Consider the following 16,129-nt stretch of genomic DNA (forward strand, 5'->3'; position numbering starts at 1 on the left):
GGGCTGGCCAGCCCTCTCGCGCCAACGGCAACGGCCCGCCAACCCCATGGGGCGCGGGCCGCGATGCGAAGCGGTGCACCCGGCGAACCGGGCGCGCTCTCGCTGAAAATCAGGCGCTGAGCTTGTTACGGCCGCGGGCGCGACGGGCGCGCAGCACCTTGCGACCGCCGGGGGTCGACATGCGGGCGCGGAAACCGTGACGACGCTTGCGCACGAGGTTGCTCGGCTGGAAAGTGCGCTTCATGGCGAAAGTCCTGTATTTCTAGAATCGGTTACAACGAAAAAGGGCCGCCGACCAAGGGCGACCGCCTGTGTGGCCGTGCCGTTACGTGCCAAAGGGGCGCAAGTCAAGACGGTGATGGCGACAGATGCCCTCTCGACAGCGGCGGCGCGGCTTTGCCACAAGGGCCACCGCGCGTCATTCCGGCGTGCCGTATTCGGGTCGCAATCACAACATGGTCGCACTGGTTCGCACCGTGGCCTACCTCGGCCTCGACGCGCGCAGCGTGGAAGTCCAGTGCCAGCTGGCGCCGGGCCTGCCCGCCTTCAACATCGTCGGCCTGCCCGACAAGGCGGTCGGGGAAAGCCGCGAACGCGTCCGCGCGGCGCTGGCCGCGATGGGGCTGGCGCTGCCGCCCAGGCGGATCACCATCAATCTCTCGCCCGCAGACCTGCCCAAGGAAGGGTCGCATTACGACTTGCCGGTGGCGCTGTCGCTGCTCGCCGCGATGGGCGTGACCGATGCCGAGCAGCTGGCCGAATGCGTCGTCGTCGGCGAACTCGCCCTCGACGGGCGAATCGTCGCGACGCCCGGCGTTCTGCTGGCGGCGATGCACGCGGCGCAAGAGGAGAAGCGGCTGGTCTGTCCGGCGGCGCAGGGCGCCGAGGCGGCCTGGGCCGGAGGCGAATCGGTCGTCGCCGCGCCCGACCTGATCAGCCTGCTCAACCATCTCAAGGGCACGCAGCAGCTTCCGGCGCCCACGGCGGGCGCGGTCGCCATGCCACAGGGCGGGCCGGACCTGAGGCAGGTGAAGGGCCAGGAGACCGCCAAGCGCGCGCTGGAGATCGCGGCGGCGGGCGGACACAACCTGCTGATGATCGGGCCGCCGGGCGCGGGCAAGTCGCTGCTGGCATCGTGCCTTCCCGGCATCCTGCCGCCGCTGACCAGTGCCGAGGCGCTGGAGACCAGCATGGTGCAGTCGGTCGCGGGCCTGCTGGAGGACGGGCGGATCAGCCGGGCGCGTCCGTTCCGCAGTCCCCATCATTCGGCATCGATGGCGGCCCTGACCGGGGGCGGGCTGAAGGTAAAGCCCGGCGAAGTCAGCCTCGCGCATCTCGGCGTCCTGTTCCTCGACGAATTGCCGGAATTCCACGGCATTATGTAGCAAACGCACCAAGACGCGGATAGATGTAACCGCCCGCGATGCGTAATGTCATCATATGGCAGACACACACGTTTTAAGCGCCTTGAAGGCGAAGCGCGGCGAACTGGCAGGACTGATCGACGGTTTGCAGGACCAGCTACGCGAGGCGATGATCCAGATAGATCACGTCGATTGCACCATACGGCTGTTCGATCCCGACATAGACCTAGACGAGATACGGCCCAAGCCGCTCCCACCGCGTCACCATGCGTTCAAGGGACAGGTGACGCGGGCAATCCTCGCCATGCTCCGCACTGAGGGAGCAATGGACGCCAAGGCGATCACGATAAGGCTGATGGCAGAGCGCGACCTGAACCCGAACGACAAGACGCTACAGAAAGCGATGATGAAGCGGATAGGGGCGGCGCTGCGGAACTTGCGAGAACGGACGCTGGTGGCGTCTCAGCAAGGCGCAGGGGGCTTGCTGGTGTGGTCTATAAGTAGGTGACTTCTTGATTTTCGACTCAATCCGCCCAATCAAGCGTGTATGCCAACCGAAGTTACAGCGATTGTGAATCAACAGGAGGACGAGCGCGTCCTCCAAATTGTGGCCCGCGCACTTAGGGGGAACGATAGTTACGCCCAGCAAGTCCGCGAATTTGCGAAGTCGTTTGACGAGGAGCAACGGGTCGGAGGGTTGCAATTTAGCCCTAAGGCTGGACATATTTTAGCATGCAATTTTGGTTTGGGGTTCAAGGCTCCGGAAATGGTCAAGGTTCGACCGGTGCTGGTCGTGTCACCAAAGGCGAATGCTTGGACCGGCCTGTCTGTAGTCATCCCAATCAGCAGCAAGGCTCCGGAAATCCCGAGGCCATATCACCACAAGTTGCCCGATGGCTTGATTCCTAATCCGAAGTATGACGAAGCGTGGCTTAAGGGTGACATGGTCATTGCTGTAGGCAGGCATCGTTTAGATCGCTTAAAGGTCGGCCACCGGCAATATGCAACACCAAAGGTTGATGACGCGACCTTGAGGGAGGCTAGGCGTTGCGTCCTGCATGCCGCCGGAATGCATTCATTGACGATTCATTGGTGACAGCCTATATCGACGGGGTCTCCGCGAAAGCGGGCTTGTAAGACCACACCCGTGGCATGTCAGAACGCTGACGATAACAAGTTTGTTCTGGCATAGAGTTAAGGGGCTGCTTCGGCAGCCCCTTTGTTTTTCAACGCTGCCAGTAGCCCTTCCACTGACGCGATACGGCAGCGTCCATAGCAGCACCAGCCACGATCATCGCCTGAGCGCCGTTGTCAGTGCGGCGGTTATCTTCGCGCCATGCGGCTTCACCGGCGTAGGCATAGAGATACGGGCCAGCGATATGGTGATGGGTGCCGACTTCCATCCGGCGAAGGCGCGAGAAATAGCTTTCGGCCTGATTGGTGCAGGCACCGTCAGCCGAGTAGGCCAGCGAGTGATTGATGCGCCAAGTCTGCCATCCGGCGTGAAGCGCATCCCAGCTTGAAGCCTCGTCCGCATGGACAACGGCAAGGGTGTCGACGTGATCGCGCACGTAGGGCACCGCATCGCCTTCCTGGCGCACCACGAAGGGCAGCGAGCGGCCACCGCGCTCGCGCATGATGACAACGCACTGGCGCTTGCCGGTCTGGTTCTTGGCAAGGCGACGGTCCTTGCGATCTTCTTTGCGGTTTTCCGGGCGAACGTGACCGCCAAAATACGCACCGTCCATTTCGACAGTGCCTTCCAGCTTGGTGTCGGCCAGTTCACGCGCCATCGCTTCGCGCAGCTTATGGAACAGCACGAAGGCAGTCTTGTATTGCACGTCCAGATCGCGCGAGGCTTGCAGGGCGGAAATGCCCTTCGCACCGTTCACGAAGATCACGATAGCGGCCAGCAGATCGGTGAACGACAGCTTGCGCGAGGCAAAGATCGTGCCGCTGGTGACGCTGAACTGGTGGTGACAGGCAACGCACTTGAACTTGCGGCGAGTGGCAATGTTGTAGGCCTCGACGCAGCCGCAACGCGGGCAAACCGCTTCGCCTTCCGTGTCCGGCCAGCGCAATTCGCAGAACGTGCGATAGGCAGCGTCCTCACCCATGCGGAAAACCGCCTTGAGGGAGAGGGTGCGAGCCTTTGCGGAGAGAAGAAAGTGTTGCGCCATGTCATCGTTTCCAGTGCTTATGCACTATATATGATGACACTATGCACTGTTGTCAATGATGAACGTATCGCTTATGATGACATTATACATCGTAGGAGCGGACAATGCCGGTTGCAGAAAAGGAATGGGAATACCGCGTGAAAGGGATGCTCAAGGCGGAATTGAAGCGCCGGGACATCACCTATGCCGATCTTGCCGGAAAGCTGGCCGACATTGGCGTGATGGACTCTGAGCCGAATATCAGGAACAAGATCAGCCGGGGCAAATTCACGGCGGTGTTTCTCGTTCAATGTCTGTCAGCAATCGGCGTAAACTCCCTCCAATTGGAACACTAACCGTAGGACTAATTGCGTTCTCGATTACGCTTTTTCTGTGGCATTCGGCAAACGGCTTAGATCGTCAAAATCAGATCGCTGCCGAACAGCGCCGCGAACAATATGCCGACGAAGCCCAAAAACAGGTCGGGCGCGACTGTGCTAACCTGCCCGCGCCAGAATTGGCAAAATGCTCTTACCCAACAATAGCAGCCTATCGCGAAACACAGCGCAATGAGAGCGATCTCGAAGCCCAGCAAGTGATGGCGATCTGGACCCGCACTATGGGCCAAGTTGCTGTCATTGGAATGGGTATCGGCATCTTCAGCCTTTGGTTGATATTTACGACCTTCAGAGAGACGCGCCGCGCTGCTGAGATAGCCGAAAGGAATTTCGAGGCTTTCGCGAAAATCGAAGCCGGTTCTTTGACTGTCGAATTCTCCAAAACTCCCACCTTCTTCATTGAGGATGAGCGGCTTTGGATGCGGTTCGGTCTCAAGTGCGTCAATGTGGGGCGCTCCCCCGTCGCGGTCATCGCGGTCGAAGTCGAAAGTCTGGAGCGCCTCAGCTACGGTTTTATCTGCAAGGCCGAGGATGACGCCACGTTCAGTGGGACGAGAAAGGTCGCTGTTGACGGTAAGACGGTCATTCGTGGTTTCATTGAGTATTCCACCCCCGTGGAAACCAACGTTCGTCGGCGCTTCAGGATTGGCCTGACCCTCAATGACCGCCCGAGTCTTTGTAAGGCGTCCATTTTCACAGGGGGCATTCTGCGCAAGGGCGACACCAATTATGAGAAAGCACTCGATTAGCACTGAATTCCACTCCCAATAGGAGCGGCATCATCGTCAGCGATACACCTGCCATCACGGGGCGTTACGTCCGTAATCGCCTTGGTGCGTTTGCTACATAATGCCGGAATTCCAGCGCGCGGTGCTCGATTCGCTGCGCCAGCCGCTGGAAACGCGCGAGGTCAGTGTGGCGCGGGCGAACGCGCACGTGACCTTTCCCGCCAATGTCCAGCTCGTCGCGGCGATGAACCCGTGCCGCTGCGGGCACCTCGGCGATCCCGCCCTGGCCTGTTCGCGCGCGCCGAAATGCGCGGCGGATTACCAGAGCCGGGTGTCCGGACCGCTGCTCGACCGCATCGACCTGCACGTCGAGGTCGATCCCGTGTCCGCGCGCGACCTCGCCCTGCCGCCTCCTGCCGAAGGGAGCGCCGAGGTCGCCGGGCGGGTGGCGCGGGCGCGCGATATCCAGACGGCGCGGCTGGCGCAGACGCCGGCGCGCACCAATGCCGATCTCGACGGCGAATGGCTCGACCGGTTCGCGACGCCCGACGAGGACGGGCGCCGGCTCCTGATGCAGGCGGCGGACGCGATGCGGCTTTCGGCGCGCGGCTACGTTCGCATCCTGCGGGTGGCGCGGACCATTGCCGATCTTGCCGGAGCACAGGACATCGGGCGCATCCATGTCGCGGAGGCGCTCAGCTACCGCAGGCAGCCGCCCCGCGCCTGAGGGCCGGATTTCGGATCAGCAGATCTGCGACAGCGGCGCGCAGATCCGGGCGCGGAAGCCTGCCGGATCGTAAGTCAGGTCGGCCTCGCCATCGGGCGCGAGACCGCGCTTCACGAGGCGGGTGCCGAGGCCCAGCTTGGTCGGGGCAGCGACGTCCGGGCCTCCGCTTTCCGCCCAGTCGATGACCAGCCATTCGCCGTCGGCCCGCGCTTCCCGCGCGGTTCTCAGCGTGACCCGGCCTTCCTTGCAGCTGAGCGCGCCGTACTTGATCGCATTGGTCGACAGTTCGTGGAGCAGCATCGCGAGAACGAGAACCGCGCGCGACGAGAGCTGCACGTCCTCGCCATCGGGCCGGACCCGGTCGTCCACCGACAGCCCGGCGAGCACCCCGTTGGCGACGGCATGGACCCCCGCCCCCTGCGCCGACGGGCGCAGCAGGATGTCGTGCGCCGTCGCCAACGCCGAAACGCGGCGATTGAATTCCTGCATCACCTCCGGGCTAGCCGCGCCGCGCAGGGTATGCCCGGCGATGGCCTGGACCAGCGCCATGGTGTTCTTCAACCGGTGCGAGATCTCCTCGTTGATCATGCGGCGTTCGGTGACATCGGTGACGACGCCCGACAGGAACCTGCGCGCCCCGCTGGCGTCGCGGGCGTAAAGCGCGCGGACATCCAGCCAGCGATCGCTTCCGTTGTCGGCGCGGTGAATGAGGAATTCGCCGCGCACCTCGTCCGGCCCGCTCTCGACCGTTTCGTGAATGCCCCGGACGTGCGGCACCCGCCGTTCGAGTTCTGCAAACGCCAGTCGCGACACCGGCTCGATACCGTGCAGGCGACAGAATTCCGCGCTGACGATCACGTCCCGCGTTGACAGATCCATTTCGAAGGCGCCGACGTGGCCGGCGGCTTCGGCGAATTCGAGCCGCTCTGCCGTGCGGCGCAGCAGCTCCGCTTCGTGCTTCTGCTCGACCAGTGCCCGTTCGCGGCCCAGCAGGGCCTTGCGCAGTTCGAGCTGGTCGATCACCTGCCGGGCAAGGGCAACGAGGCCGCGCTGCTGGTCCGCGCTCAGTCCCTCGGGCCGGGGAACGGTGTCGATCACGCAGAGCATGCCGATGGCGACGTCTTCGGGCGTGACCAGCGGCGCGCCGGCATAGAAGCGGATGTGCGGAGCTTCGGTGACCAACGTGTTTTCGGCGGTCCGCGGATCCTTCGTCAGGTCGGGAATGACAAGCACGTCACGGCTGCAAAGGCCGTGGCGGCAGACGGACTGCTCGATCGATGTCTGGCACGCATCGAAGCCGTCGCGGGCCTTGAACCACTGCCGGTCCTTCTCCACCAGGCTGACCAGCGCGACCGGCGTCTGGCACAGGTTCTTGGCCAGGAACGCAATGTCGTCGTAGCTGCGCTCGCACTCGGAATCGAGGATGTCGTATTGCGCGAGCGCATCGAGCCGCTGCGAGACGCTCGCGACCGGTTCCGTCACCTCGGGTTCCTTGATCCTGTAAGCCATGTCAGCAAGTCGATAGCGGATTATAGCAGTTGTTAAAATAACATCTGCGGTACCTCGATTTTCGCCTATCATAAGGCAGTTGGATGGGATGCAAACGTTTCGATGATCAAGGCATTACCGCACCTCATAACGCTCTCTGCCCTCGCTTTCGCACCCGTCGCGAAAGCGGAGTCGCCAGCGAAAACGGACGCGAATCGATCGGTCATGGTCGAAGATCGCGCCGGGCAATCGGCACCGGTCACGGGCGCGGCGCGGCAGGCATCGGTGCGCTGCGCCGCGGCCTTCGCGCTGATTGCGGGCCAGCAGGAGCGGGGCGGGGCACGGGGCTACCCGCCCATGGCGCTGCGCGGCCGCGAATACATGGTCCGCGTCGGCGGCGCGCTGATCGGAGACGGGGCTGACGTGGCGCAGGTCGGCGCGGCGATGCGCGATGCCGCGGCCGCGCTGGCCGATCCGGCGACGCTTGCCGCGGTGATGCCGCCCTGCCTGTCGCTGCTCGATGCCGAAGTGCCGACGTTCGCGCCGCCGACCTTGCCGCAATGCGTGCTCATCGCGCGGCGGGCGGGTGACGCCCCTCTTGCGGATCGGCTGGAGGCCCGGCTGCGCGCCGAAATGGCCGCCGCCGGTCGCGCCGCCAACGAGGCGGACGCCATCCTCGCCGCCGAGGCCGCGACCGGCATCGCGGGTGAGGGGGACGCGGCGGGCAGGCATCACGCGGCGACTTGCGAAGCTCTGGCCAAAGCGGGCTGAAGGCCGCATTATCGCTTCCGGAGCGGCCCGCCGGACGGGGTGCCGCATGGGGGTTTTCGAATGGATCTGTTTCTCGTCGTCCTGCTGGTCGTGCTGGCGATATTCCTGTTCTCGAGCGTCAGGGTCGTGCGGCAAGGCTATGTCTACACGATCGAACGGATGGGCCGCTACGCCAAGCCCGCGCATCCGGGGCTGCACATCATCGTCCCGCTGATCGACCGGGTCGGGCACAAGATCAACATGATGGAGCAGGTGCTCGACATCCCGGGGCAGGAGATCATCACCAAGGACAACGCCATGGTCGGCGTCGACGCGGTGGTCTTTTTCCAGGTCCTTGATGCGGGCAAGGCCGCCTACGAGGTGTCCGGCCTCTACAACGCGATCATGGCGCTGACGACGACTAACCTGCGCACCGTGATGGGCAGCATGGACCTTGATGAGACGCTGTCGAAGCGCGACGAGATCAACGCCAAGCTGCTGGTGGTGATCGACCATGCCACCGCGCCCTGGGGCATCAAGATCACCCGGATCGAGATCAAGGACATCCGCCCGCCGGCCGACATCTCGAACGCGATGGCCCGGCAGATGAAGGCCGAGCGCGAGAAGCGCGCCCAGATCCTCGAAGCCGAAGGCGAACGCGCCAGCGCCATCCTCAAGGCCGAGGGCCTGAAGCAGTCGAGCATCCTCGAAGCCGAGGGCCGGAAGGAAAGCGCCTTCCGCGATGCCGAGGCGCGCGAGCGGGCCGCCATGGCGGAGGCAGAGGCGACCCGCGTCGTTTCCGAGGCGATCGCGTCTTCGGGAACGCAGGCGCTCAACTACTTCGTCGCGCAGAAATACGTCGAGGCGGTGAGCGACTTCGCGACCTCGCCCAATGCCAAGACCATTCTTTTCCCGGTCGAGGCGACGCAGCTGATCGGATCGCTCGGCGGTATCGGCGAACTGGTGCGCGATGCGGTCAATCCGCCGCCGCCGGCCAACCCGCCCGCCGCGCGTCAGCCGACCGCGGCGCGCCCCGGCAGCGCGCCTTCGGTGCCGCGCACCTACGGCGATTGAGCGGCGATGGACTGGTTGGGTGACATCGATGCGCCGTGGGTCTGGCTGATCGCGGGCGTGGTTCTGGCGGGGGCCGAAATGCTCCTCCCCGGGTATTTCCTGATCTGGATGGCGGCGGCGGCCATCACCACCGGCATGATCGCGGCGGTCGTCGACATCCCGGTCGCGGTCCAGGTGCTGAGCTTCGTCGTGTTTTCCGCGCTGTCGGTCTATGCCGCGCGCGAGTGGCTCGACTATGCCGGCAACGAGACGACCGATCCGGCGATGAACGATCGCGGCGCACGGGCGATCGGCGCGCGGGTCGTGGTCACCCAGGCGATAGAGGATGGCGAGGGCCGGGTGCGGCTGGGCGACAGCGAATGGATCGCGCGTGGACCCGATGCGGCCATCGGCACGAGGCTGGAGGTGACCGGTCACGACGGGGCGGTGCTGCTTGTCGGGTCGCTGGCCGCCACCCATATCGCGGGCAACGAAAGACCCGCGATCGAGGACCGTCCATGACCGACAAGACCATCCTGACCGACGCCGAGTGGCGCGAAAAGCTTTCCCCCGAACAGTATCACATCCTGCGCGAGGCGGGGACCGAGCGCGCGTACACCGGCCAGTACGACAAGTTCTACGAGGAGGGTGAATACTACTGCGCCGGTTGCGGTCAGAAGCTGTTCGATTCGGATGCGAAGTACAACTCCGGTTGCGGCTGGCCGGCCTTCACCGCGCCGAGCGAGGGCGAGAGCATAAGCGAATATCGCGACACGTCGCACGGCATGATCCGCACCGAGGTGCGTTGCGCCAACTGCGAGGGGCACCTGGGGCACGTCTTCCCCGACGGTCCGCCGCAGGCGGGTGGCCTGCGCTATTGCATCAACAGCGCGGCGCTCGACTTCGCGAAGGCGGATTTGGAGGAGGATAAGGCCCCCGGGCCGGATTGACCCGCGCGCCTCGTTCAGCAAGCGTTACGCCAGGCGCGGCCATTTTTCGGCCACAGTTAACCTCGCCCCCCGTCCAGACCGCTTTCGTCGGCCAGGCGGGGGCGCAATCGACAGGCAGCAATGGCCAAGCAGACCCGGGCCCGAAATTCCAGCAGGCGCAGCACGTCGCGTGACGAAACATCGGCCGGCTGGCGCTGGACGAAGCGGATTTTCGTAGTCTTCGCCGTGCTCGGCCTGCTGGTCGTCGGCGGGCTGGCGATGGCGGTCTGGACGACGATGAACTCGCTGCCCAGCTTCTCCTCGCTGAAAGCGAGCGAGCATGGCCAGACCATCGTCGTCCACGCCCGCGACGGTCGCGAGATCGTCTCGATCGGGCCCAGCTACGGCCGCTGGCTCAAGTACGAGCAGATTCCGGATTCGATGCGCAATGCGATGATCGCGGTGGAGGACCGGCGCTTTTTCGACCACTACGGCGTCGATCCCATCGGCATCGCCCGTTCGGTCAAGGTGCGGATCGACACCGGCGCCTTCCGCGAAGGCGGCTCGACCATCACGCAGCAGCTGGCGCGCAACATCTTCCTCAACAACTCGAAGACCTTCGACCGCAAGGCGCGCGAGGCGGTGCTGGCGCTGGCGCTCGAACGCAAGTTCACCAAGGAACAGATCCTCGAGCTCTATCTCAACAAGGTCTATTTCGGCGGCGGTGCCTATGGCATCGATTCGGCCAGCCGCCTGTTCTTCTCGCACCCCGCGACCTCGCTGTCGGTGGGCGAGGCGGCGATCATCGCCGGGCTGGTCAAGGCGCCGTCGCGCTATTCGCCGACCGCCGATGCCGATGCTGCCGTCAGCCGCGCCCACACGGTGCTGGCGCTGATGCAGCAGCAGGGTTTCATCACCCCCGGAGAGGCGGCCAAGGTCGACCTCGACACGATCGAACTGAAGCCGGAATACGGCCAGAACTCGGTGCGCTATTTCACCGACTGGGTGCTGCCGCAGCTCGATTTCATCCTGCCCGAGACGTTCGAGCCGATCGAGGTCTGGACCACGCTCGACGTCGGCATGCAGCGCGCGGCGACGACCGCGATCCAGAAGAACGTGCCCAGCGGCTCGCAAGGCGCGCTGGTCAGCCTCGACCAGGACGGCGCGATCCTCGCGATGGTCGGCGGGACCGATTACGTGAAATCGAACTTCAACCGCGCGACCGACGCGCTGCGCCAACCCGGTTCGGCGTGGAAGCTGTTCGTCTATCTCGCCGCGCTGGAGGCCGGGTATACGCCCGACAGCCCGGTGCAGGACAAGCCGGTCACCATCGACGGGTGGAGCCCGCGCAATTCCGGCGGGACCTTCGCGGGTGAAATCGACGTTCGCGCCGCCTTCGCCTATTCCAAGAACACCGTCGCAGCGCAGCTGGGTCAGGAAGTCGGCTTTGATGCCGTCGCCAGCATGGCGCAGCGCTTCGGCATCACCACCCCGATCTCGACTTATCCCTCGATGGTGCTGGGCGCATCGGAGGTGCGCGTGATCGACATGACCCGCGCCTTCGCCTCGGTGAATGCCAAGGGCGTCTCGGTCGAACCCTACGGCATCACCCGCGTCACGACCGCCAGCGGCGAACTGCTCTACGAACGGCGTGCCTCGCGCCAGCAGTTGCTGGTCGCGCCCTACGTGGCGGCGCAGATGACCGACCTGTTGCAGACCGCGGTGCAGATCGGGACCGGGCGTTCGGCCAGCATTGGGCGGCCGGTGGCGGGCAAGACCGGCACAACAAGCTCGAACAAGGACGGCTGGTTCCTCGGCTTTTCCAGCGGGATCACCACCGGGGTCTGGATGGGCCGCGACGATGCCAGGAAGGTGCCCGGCCTGCAGGGCGGTACCGCGCCCGCCCGCGCTTTCGCCGATTTCATGAAGTTCGCCACCGCCAAGCGCCCGGTCGAGGATTTCGATACCGAAGTGACGCTGCCGGCCTGGCAGCTCGAACCTGACGACGAGGCCTGGTACGGTGCGCCGGGGGACTATTATTTCATCGACGAAAACGGCAACCGCGTCGAACCCTACGGTGGCGGGCCGGATGGCGATTATGTGCCTCCGCCCGACGATGGCTGGCGCCCCGGCGATCCGCCGCGCGGCGGCTACGACGATGGCAGCGGCGGGCAGGCACCCGACGAGGCGCCCAGCGCGGTGGACGAGGATTTCCTCGACCGCGCGACCGGCCGCACCGACCCGGCGCAGCGCCCCGCGAACCCGCCAGCCGGGACCCGCCCGCAGGCGGCGCAACCCGCGGCACGGCAGTCCGGCCCCGGCGGGATGCGCATCGTCGAGGTTCCCTCCACATCGGGTCGATGAGGGCGTGACCGCTGGTCGGCGCGGTGCTGGCCGCCGGTCGCTCCCCGACGGTCGACCCTCCGCACGATCCGGTCGTCGACGACCGCCTTGTCATGCCCGCCGTATTCGTGCGCGATCTCTTGGCCGTGCCGATCTTAAGCAAGGTCTAGGTCTGGATCGCGGCTGTCGAGGTGGGCACCGATTTCGGCCCGTACGGCGCGATACCCGATTGCGGCAGCGCGAGGGATCCGTGCAACCTTGCTAACGCAGCGGACGACGGCCTCGCGGCCAAGGTCGTGCGGCTCGGGCCGGATCGATCGGATCGACCTGATCGAAGGCGTGCCCGCAAGCGACGTCGCGCCGCCTGTGCCGCTGGTCCCGCGCCCGAAGCAGACGTGAAAAGGGCCGCCCCGGTTTCCCGGAGCAGCCCCTTCTTCAATCGCCGTTGCCTCTTAGCGCAGGCGAACGGGCATGTAGATCGCCGGTTGGCCGCGACGCTGCACACGCAACAGAACCGCCTCGCGCTTGTCGGCCTGGGCGGCGCGGACCACCGCTTCGAGCTCCGCGATCGTCTTCACGTCCTTGTAATTAGCCGTGAGCACGATGTCGCCACGGCGCAGGCCCTTGGTCCCGGCGTCGGACGAGCCGTCGACCGCGGCGATCACCAGGCCGGCGGTGCTTTCCGCGACGCCCAGTTGCCGCGCGATGGTCGGCGTCAGCGGGGTGAGCGATAGGCCGAGCTTTTCGGCCAGGAATGACTGGTCGCCATCGGTGCGCGGGTTGGTGAAGCCGTCCTGCTCCTGCTCCGGATTGGCGAAGGACTGGGTCATCTCGTCTTCGCTCGGCCGGGCCTCGACGCGGGCGTTGACGGTCATGCGCCGGCCATCGCGAATCAGTTCGACCGGGATTGTGGTTCCGGGCGGGGTATTGGCGACGAGGTAGGACAGCGTCTGGTCGGGCGTCACGTCCTTGCCATTCACCTTGGTCACGACGTCGCCGGCGCGAATGCCGGCCTTGGCCGCAGCACCGTCGGGGATGACCGACTGGATGAATTCGCCGCGGTTGTGCGCGATGCCGAGCGATGCGGCGAGATCTTCGCTGACCGGCTGGATCTGCACGCCGAGGTAGCCGCGCTCGATCTTCTCGCCGGCGATCAGCTTCCTCACGATGGGCGCGGCGGTTTCGGCGGGAATGGCAAAGCCGATGCCCACGCTGCCGCCGGTGGGCGAGAAGATGGCGTTGTTGATGCCGATGACATTGCCCTGCATGTCGAACATCGGCCCGCCCGAATTGCCCCGGTTTATCGCCGCGTCGGTCTGCAGGTAGCGGTCATAGGCCGAGCCCGAACCGGTGGCGCGATAGACGGCGGAGATGATCCCGCTGGTGACCGTACCGCCCAGACCGAAAGGATTGCCGATGGCGATGATCCAGTCGCCCACGCGTGCCTGGCGGCTGTCGCCGAAGTTCACGAAGGGAAAGGGCTTGTCGCGCTTGATCTTCAGCACGGCGAGGTCCGACTGCGGGTCGGTGCCGACCAGCGTCGCTTCGTATTCGGTGCCGTCGGTGGTGGTGACCGTGATCGCCTCGATCGAGCCGCCACGGCCCTGCGCCGCGACGACGTGGTTGTTGGTCACGACGTAGCCGTCGGCGCTGATGATGAAGCCCGAACCGAGCGACTGTGCCTCACGCGTGGTGGGCTGGTTGCCGCCCTGGCCGCCGAAGAGGCCTTCGAACGGGGTGCCGGCAAAGGGGTTACCGCCGCCCTGCACCTGCACCCTTTGGCGCGTGGAGATGTTGACAACGGCCGGCTGCAGCTGTTCGGTGAGGTCGGCAAAGCTGACCGGAGCGCCGCTGCGGGGCACCACGCGGGCCATGGTGGTATCGTCGTTCTGCGCGACTTGCGCGATGAGGGGATTTCCGGTGGCCAGCGACACGGCCGCGCCGCCCAGCAGCAATCCGGTCGTCAGGGTGTAGACGGTACGCACGTGATGTGATCCTCTTCGTCTCGATCGGTATTTGGTGCCGGCCGCCCGTCCCGCGGCGTCCGGCAGTCCCGCCCATTCCACCCGCCCGCGGCTGAACGCGGATTGAATGAAACGGCGCGGGTCGGCCCCTCCGGGCGACAGTCCGCCGCCCCGTCCCCTAGCGCGCGTTCCGGGCTCAGCGACCGCCGCGAAACTGGCGCAAGTACTCGTTGTCCGGCGAAAGCACGATCGAGGTATCCTTCTCCGACTGGCCGGAGAAGACCGTGTCGTAGCTCTGCATCGCGCGGTAGAAGTCGTAGAACTGCGGGTCCTTGTTGAAGGCGTCGGCGTAAGTCTTCGATGCCGTCGCTTCCGCTTCAGCGCGGATGATCTGCGCCTGCTTCTGGCCTTGAGCCCGGATCGTGTCGCTTTCCTGCTTACGCGCCGTCTGCATCCGGGTGTAGGCGGTCTCGAGCGACGGACCCGGCGGCAGGTCGGCGCGCTTGATGCGAACGTCGATGACCTGCGCGCCGTATTCGCGCGCTTCCTTGTCGAGCCCCGAACGGATCTGGTCCATTGCCGCGCCGCGTTCGGCGGTCAGCAAGGCCTGGAAGTTGCGCGTGCCGAGCTGCTGGCGCAGGACCGAATTCAGGATCGGGCGAAGTTGCTCTTCGAGCCGTTCGGTCGACCCCGCGGTCTGCACCATGCGAACGGGATCGATGACCCGGAAGCGGGCATAGGCGTCGACCTCCAGCCGGCGCTGGTCGCGGCTGAGCACTTCCTGGCGCTGCATGTCGACGTCAAGCACCTGCTTCGACACGCTGACCACCCGGTCGATGATCGGCAGGCGGTACCAGATGCCCGCGCCGGTCTGGCCGAAATCCTGGTTCGGCCGGAACTTGTTGACCACCGTGACCGGCCGCCCGTTGCGCAGGACGACCGCCTGTTCGGTTTCGGGCACCACGAAGAGCGAGGACCAGACGAGCACGAGCAGCACGCCGCCCGCGATGATCCACGCCTTGTAGCTCTGCCAGATCGCGTCCATCAGCGGCCTCCCTGCGAAGTCGGGGAGGAGGCCGAAGCCGAAGCCGAAGGCGGCTTGGTCGACTTGCGAACCTCCGGGAGCGGCAGGTACGGCACGACGCCGCCGGTCTCGACGATCGTCTTGTCGGTCTGGCTCAGCACGCGTTCCATGGTCTCGTAATACATGCGGCGGCGGGTAACCTCGGGAGCGAGCCTGTACTGGGCATAGACCTTGTCGAAGGCCTCGGCTTCGCCCTCTGCGCGGGCGGTCACCTGTTCGGCCCAGGCGCGGGCACGGTTGATGTCGGACTGCGCGTCCTGTTGCGCGGCGAGCACTTCGCGGAAGGCGTCGACGACCGCGGTCGGCGGATCGGCCTTCTTGATTTCGACGCCCTGCACGGCAACGCCCGAGCGGTAGGCATCGAGCAGCGCCTGCATCCGGGTGCGGACCGATTGCTCAACCTGCGCGCGGCCCGCGCCCGACAGAGCCTGGTCCAGCGTGACCTCGGCGATCGTGGCGCGCATCGCCGCCTCGGCGACCTGCTGGACGGTCTCGTCCGGGTTGGCGAGCTGGAAAGTGTGGAGCTTCAGGTCCTTGATGTTCCAGCGCACGATGTAGGACAGGTCGACCAGGTTCTGATCGCCGGTCAGCATCAGCTTCTCGGCCTCGCCCTCGGGAATGGTGTCGGTGCGGATCGAGGTCACGTCCTCGATCTCCACCTTCTGAATGGGCCAAGGCGCAGTGAGCTTGAGGCCGGGACCCATAGTGCGCGAATACTGTCCGAAGGTGGTGACGATGCCCTCTTCCTTCGGGCCGATCTGGTGGACCGAGCCGAGCAGAAGCCACAGCGAGGCGACGCCGACGCCGATCAGCGGCAGCCAGCTACGCCCGCCGGGGGCTTGGGGCAGACGGGGGAAGTTGCCGCCGGGGCCACGCTTGCCGGGCCGGTTGCGGAACAGGTCCTCGATATTCGCGGCCTTGCGCCCCGTGGTGCCCGGTTCGTCGGAGCCGCCCGGCAGCCACGGATTGCGCGGCTTCTCGCCGCCACCGCCAGCCTCGCCGCGCGTATCGTCACCCTCGGGCCCGCCACCTTGCCCCGGGGACGAACCCCAGGGGCTTTTGCCGGCCATGGCCAGTATCGCGTCCTTCACGGACCCACCCATCGTTCTCATGCACCCTCTTATAGGTATCGCGACCGGCAA

General features: G+C 65.5%; 15 protein-coding genes and 2 pseudogenes. 11 read left to right on the plus strand and 6 right to left on the minus strand.

The window, feature by feature from the left end:
* Positions 1–109: 109 nt before the first annotated feature.
* The gene (gene rpmH, locus J2X37_RS00360; protein WP_310016322.1) at positions 110–244 is read right to left on the minus strand and encodes a 50S ribosomal protein L34; all 135 of its coding nucleotides are present in this window, start codon (positions 242–244) and stop codon (positions 110–112) included.
* A 211-nt stretch (positions 245–455) separates the two neighbouring features.
* On the opposite strand from rpmH, the pseudogene J2X37_RS00365 reads away from it, so the two are divergent.
* From J2X37_RS00365 to J2X37_RS00375, 3 genes and pseudogenes are all read left to right on the plus strand, one after another.
* Positions 456–1,370 (plus strand): annotated as a pseudogene (locus tag J2X37_RS00365) (YifB family Mg chelatase-like AAA ATPase); the annotation flags it as partial.
* A 70-nt stretch (positions 1,371–1,440) separates the two neighbouring features.
* The gene (locus J2X37_RS00370; RefSeq protein ID WP_310016324.1) at positions 1,441–1,872 is read left to right on the plus strand and encodes a hypothetical protein; all 432 of its coding nucleotides are present in this window, start codon (positions 1,441–1,443) and stop codon (positions 1,870–1,872) included.
* A 39-nt stretch (positions 1,873–1,911) separates the two neighbouring features.
* Complete coding sequence (locus tag J2X37_RS00375) at positions 1,912–2,460, plus strand: type II toxin-antitoxin system PemK/MazF family toxin (RefSeq protein ID WP_310016326.1); 549 nt, start codon at positions 1,912–1,914, stop codon at positions 2,458–2,460.
* 130 nt (positions 2,461–2,590) lie between these two features.
* On the opposite strand, the gene J2X37_RS00380 is transcribed toward J2X37_RS00375, so the two are convergent.
* On the minus strand, positions 2,591–3,544 hold the full coding sequence (locus J2X37_RS00380) for an IS1595 family transposase (protein ID WP_310016328.1): 954 nt from the start codon (positions 3,542–3,544) through the stop codon (positions 2,591–2,593).
* Positions 3,545–3,648: 104 nt separating this feature from the next.
* On the opposite strand from J2X37_RS00380, the gene J2X37_RS00385 reads away from it, so the two are divergent.
* The 3 genes and pseudogenes from J2X37_RS00385 to J2X37_RS00395 form a co-directional block, all read left to right on the plus strand.
* Positions 3,649–3,879 carry a DUF6471 domain-containing protein gene (locus J2X37_RS00385; protein WP_310016329.1) on the plus strand — a complete coding sequence of 77 codons (231 nt, stop codon included), beginning with the start codon at positions 3,649–3,651 and terminating at the stop codon, positions 3,877–3,879.
* A complete protein-coding gene (locus tag J2X37_RS00390) occupies positions 3,834–4,670 on the plus strand; it encodes a hypothetical protein (protein ID WP_310016331.1) in 837 nt (278 codons plus the stop codon). The genes J2X37_RS00385 and J2X37_RS00390 overlap by 46 nt, the downstream gene beginning before the upstream one ends.
* Positions 4,671–4,770: 100 nt before the next feature.
* Positions 4,771–5,376: pseudogene (locus J2X37_RS00395) on the plus strand (ATP-binding protein); the annotation flags it as partial.
* Positions 5,377–5,391: 15 nt separating this feature from the next.
* Here the strand turns inward: J2X37_RS00395 and J2X37_RS00400 are convergent.
* Positions 5,392–6,885 carry an HWE histidine kinase domain-containing protein gene (locus tag J2X37_RS00400; RefSeq protein ID WP_310016333.1) on the minus strand — a complete coding sequence of 498 codons (1,494 nt, stop codon included), beginning with the start codon at positions 6,883–6,885 and terminating at the stop codon, positions 5,392–5,394.
* Between the two features lie 204 nt (positions 6,886–7,089).
* Here J2X37_RS00400 and J2X37_RS00405 point away from each other — a divergent pair, with 204 nt between their 5' ends.
* From J2X37_RS00405 to J2X37_RS00425, 5 genes are all read left to right on the plus strand, one after another.
* The gene (locus J2X37_RS00405) at positions 7,090–7,635 is read left to right on the plus strand and encodes a hypothetical protein (RefSeq protein ID WP_310016336.1); all 546 of its coding nucleotides are present in this window, start codon (positions 7,090–7,092) and stop codon (positions 7,633–7,635) included.
* Between the two features lie 60 nt (positions 7,636–7,695).
* Positions 7,696–8,688: an SPFH domain-containing protein gene (locus tag J2X37_RS00410; protein ID WP_310016337.1), complete on the plus strand. Its 993-nt coding sequence runs from the start codon at positions 7,696–7,698 to the stop codon at positions 8,686–8,688.
* 6 nt (positions 8,689–8,694) lie between these two features.
* The gene (locus J2X37_RS00415) at positions 8,695–9,189 is read left to right on the plus strand and encodes an NfeD family protein (protein WP_310016339.1); all 495 of its coding nucleotides are present in this window, start codon (positions 8,695–8,697) and stop codon (positions 9,187–9,189) included.
* Entirely contained in the window at positions 9,186–9,617 is a 432-nt protein-coding gene (gene msrB / locus J2X37_RS00420; RefSeq protein WP_310016341.1) for a peptide-methionine (R)-S-oxide reductase MsrB, read from the plus strand. The genes J2X37_RS00415 and msrB overlap by 4 nt, the downstream gene beginning before the upstream one ends.
* 120 nt (positions 9,618–9,737) lie before the next feature.
* The gene (locus J2X37_RS00425) at positions 9,738–11,960 is read left to right on the plus strand and encodes a PBP1A family penicillin-binding protein (RefSeq protein ID WP_310016342.1); all 2,223 of its coding nucleotides are present in this window, start codon (positions 9,738–9,740) and stop codon (positions 11,958–11,960) included.
* Between the two features lie 431 nt (positions 11,961–12,391).
* On the opposite strand, the gene J2X37_RS00430 is transcribed toward J2X37_RS00425, so the two are convergent.
* The 3 genes from J2X37_RS00430 to J2X37_RS00440 form a co-directional block, all read right to left on the minus strand.
* Positions 12,392–13,924: a Do family serine endopeptidase gene (locus J2X37_RS00430; protein ID WP_310016344.1), complete on the minus strand. Its 1,533-nt coding sequence runs from the start codon at positions 13,922–13,924 to the stop codon at positions 12,392–12,394.
* 175 nt (positions 13,925–14,099) lie between these two features.
* On the minus strand, positions 14,100–14,948 hold the full coding sequence (locus J2X37_RS00435; protein ID WP_310016347.1) for a protease modulator HflC: 849 nt from the start codon (positions 14,946–14,948) through the stop codon (positions 14,100–14,102).
* Positions 14,948–16,090 carry a protease modulator HflK gene (locus J2X37_RS00440; RefSeq protein WP_310016350.1) on the minus strand — a complete coding sequence of 381 codons (1,143 nt, stop codon included), beginning with the start codon at positions 16,088–16,090 and terminating at the stop codon, positions 14,948–14,950. Before J2X37_RS00440 ends, J2X37_RS00435 begins: the two co-directional genes overlap by 1 nt.
* Positions 16,091–16,129: the final 39 nt, after the last annotated feature.

It is taken from the genome of Croceicoccus sp. BE223 (assembly GCF_031457155.1).
Taxonomy (GTDB): Bacteria; Pseudomonadota; Alphaproteobacteria; order Sphingomonadales; family Sphingomonadaceae; genus Croceicoccus.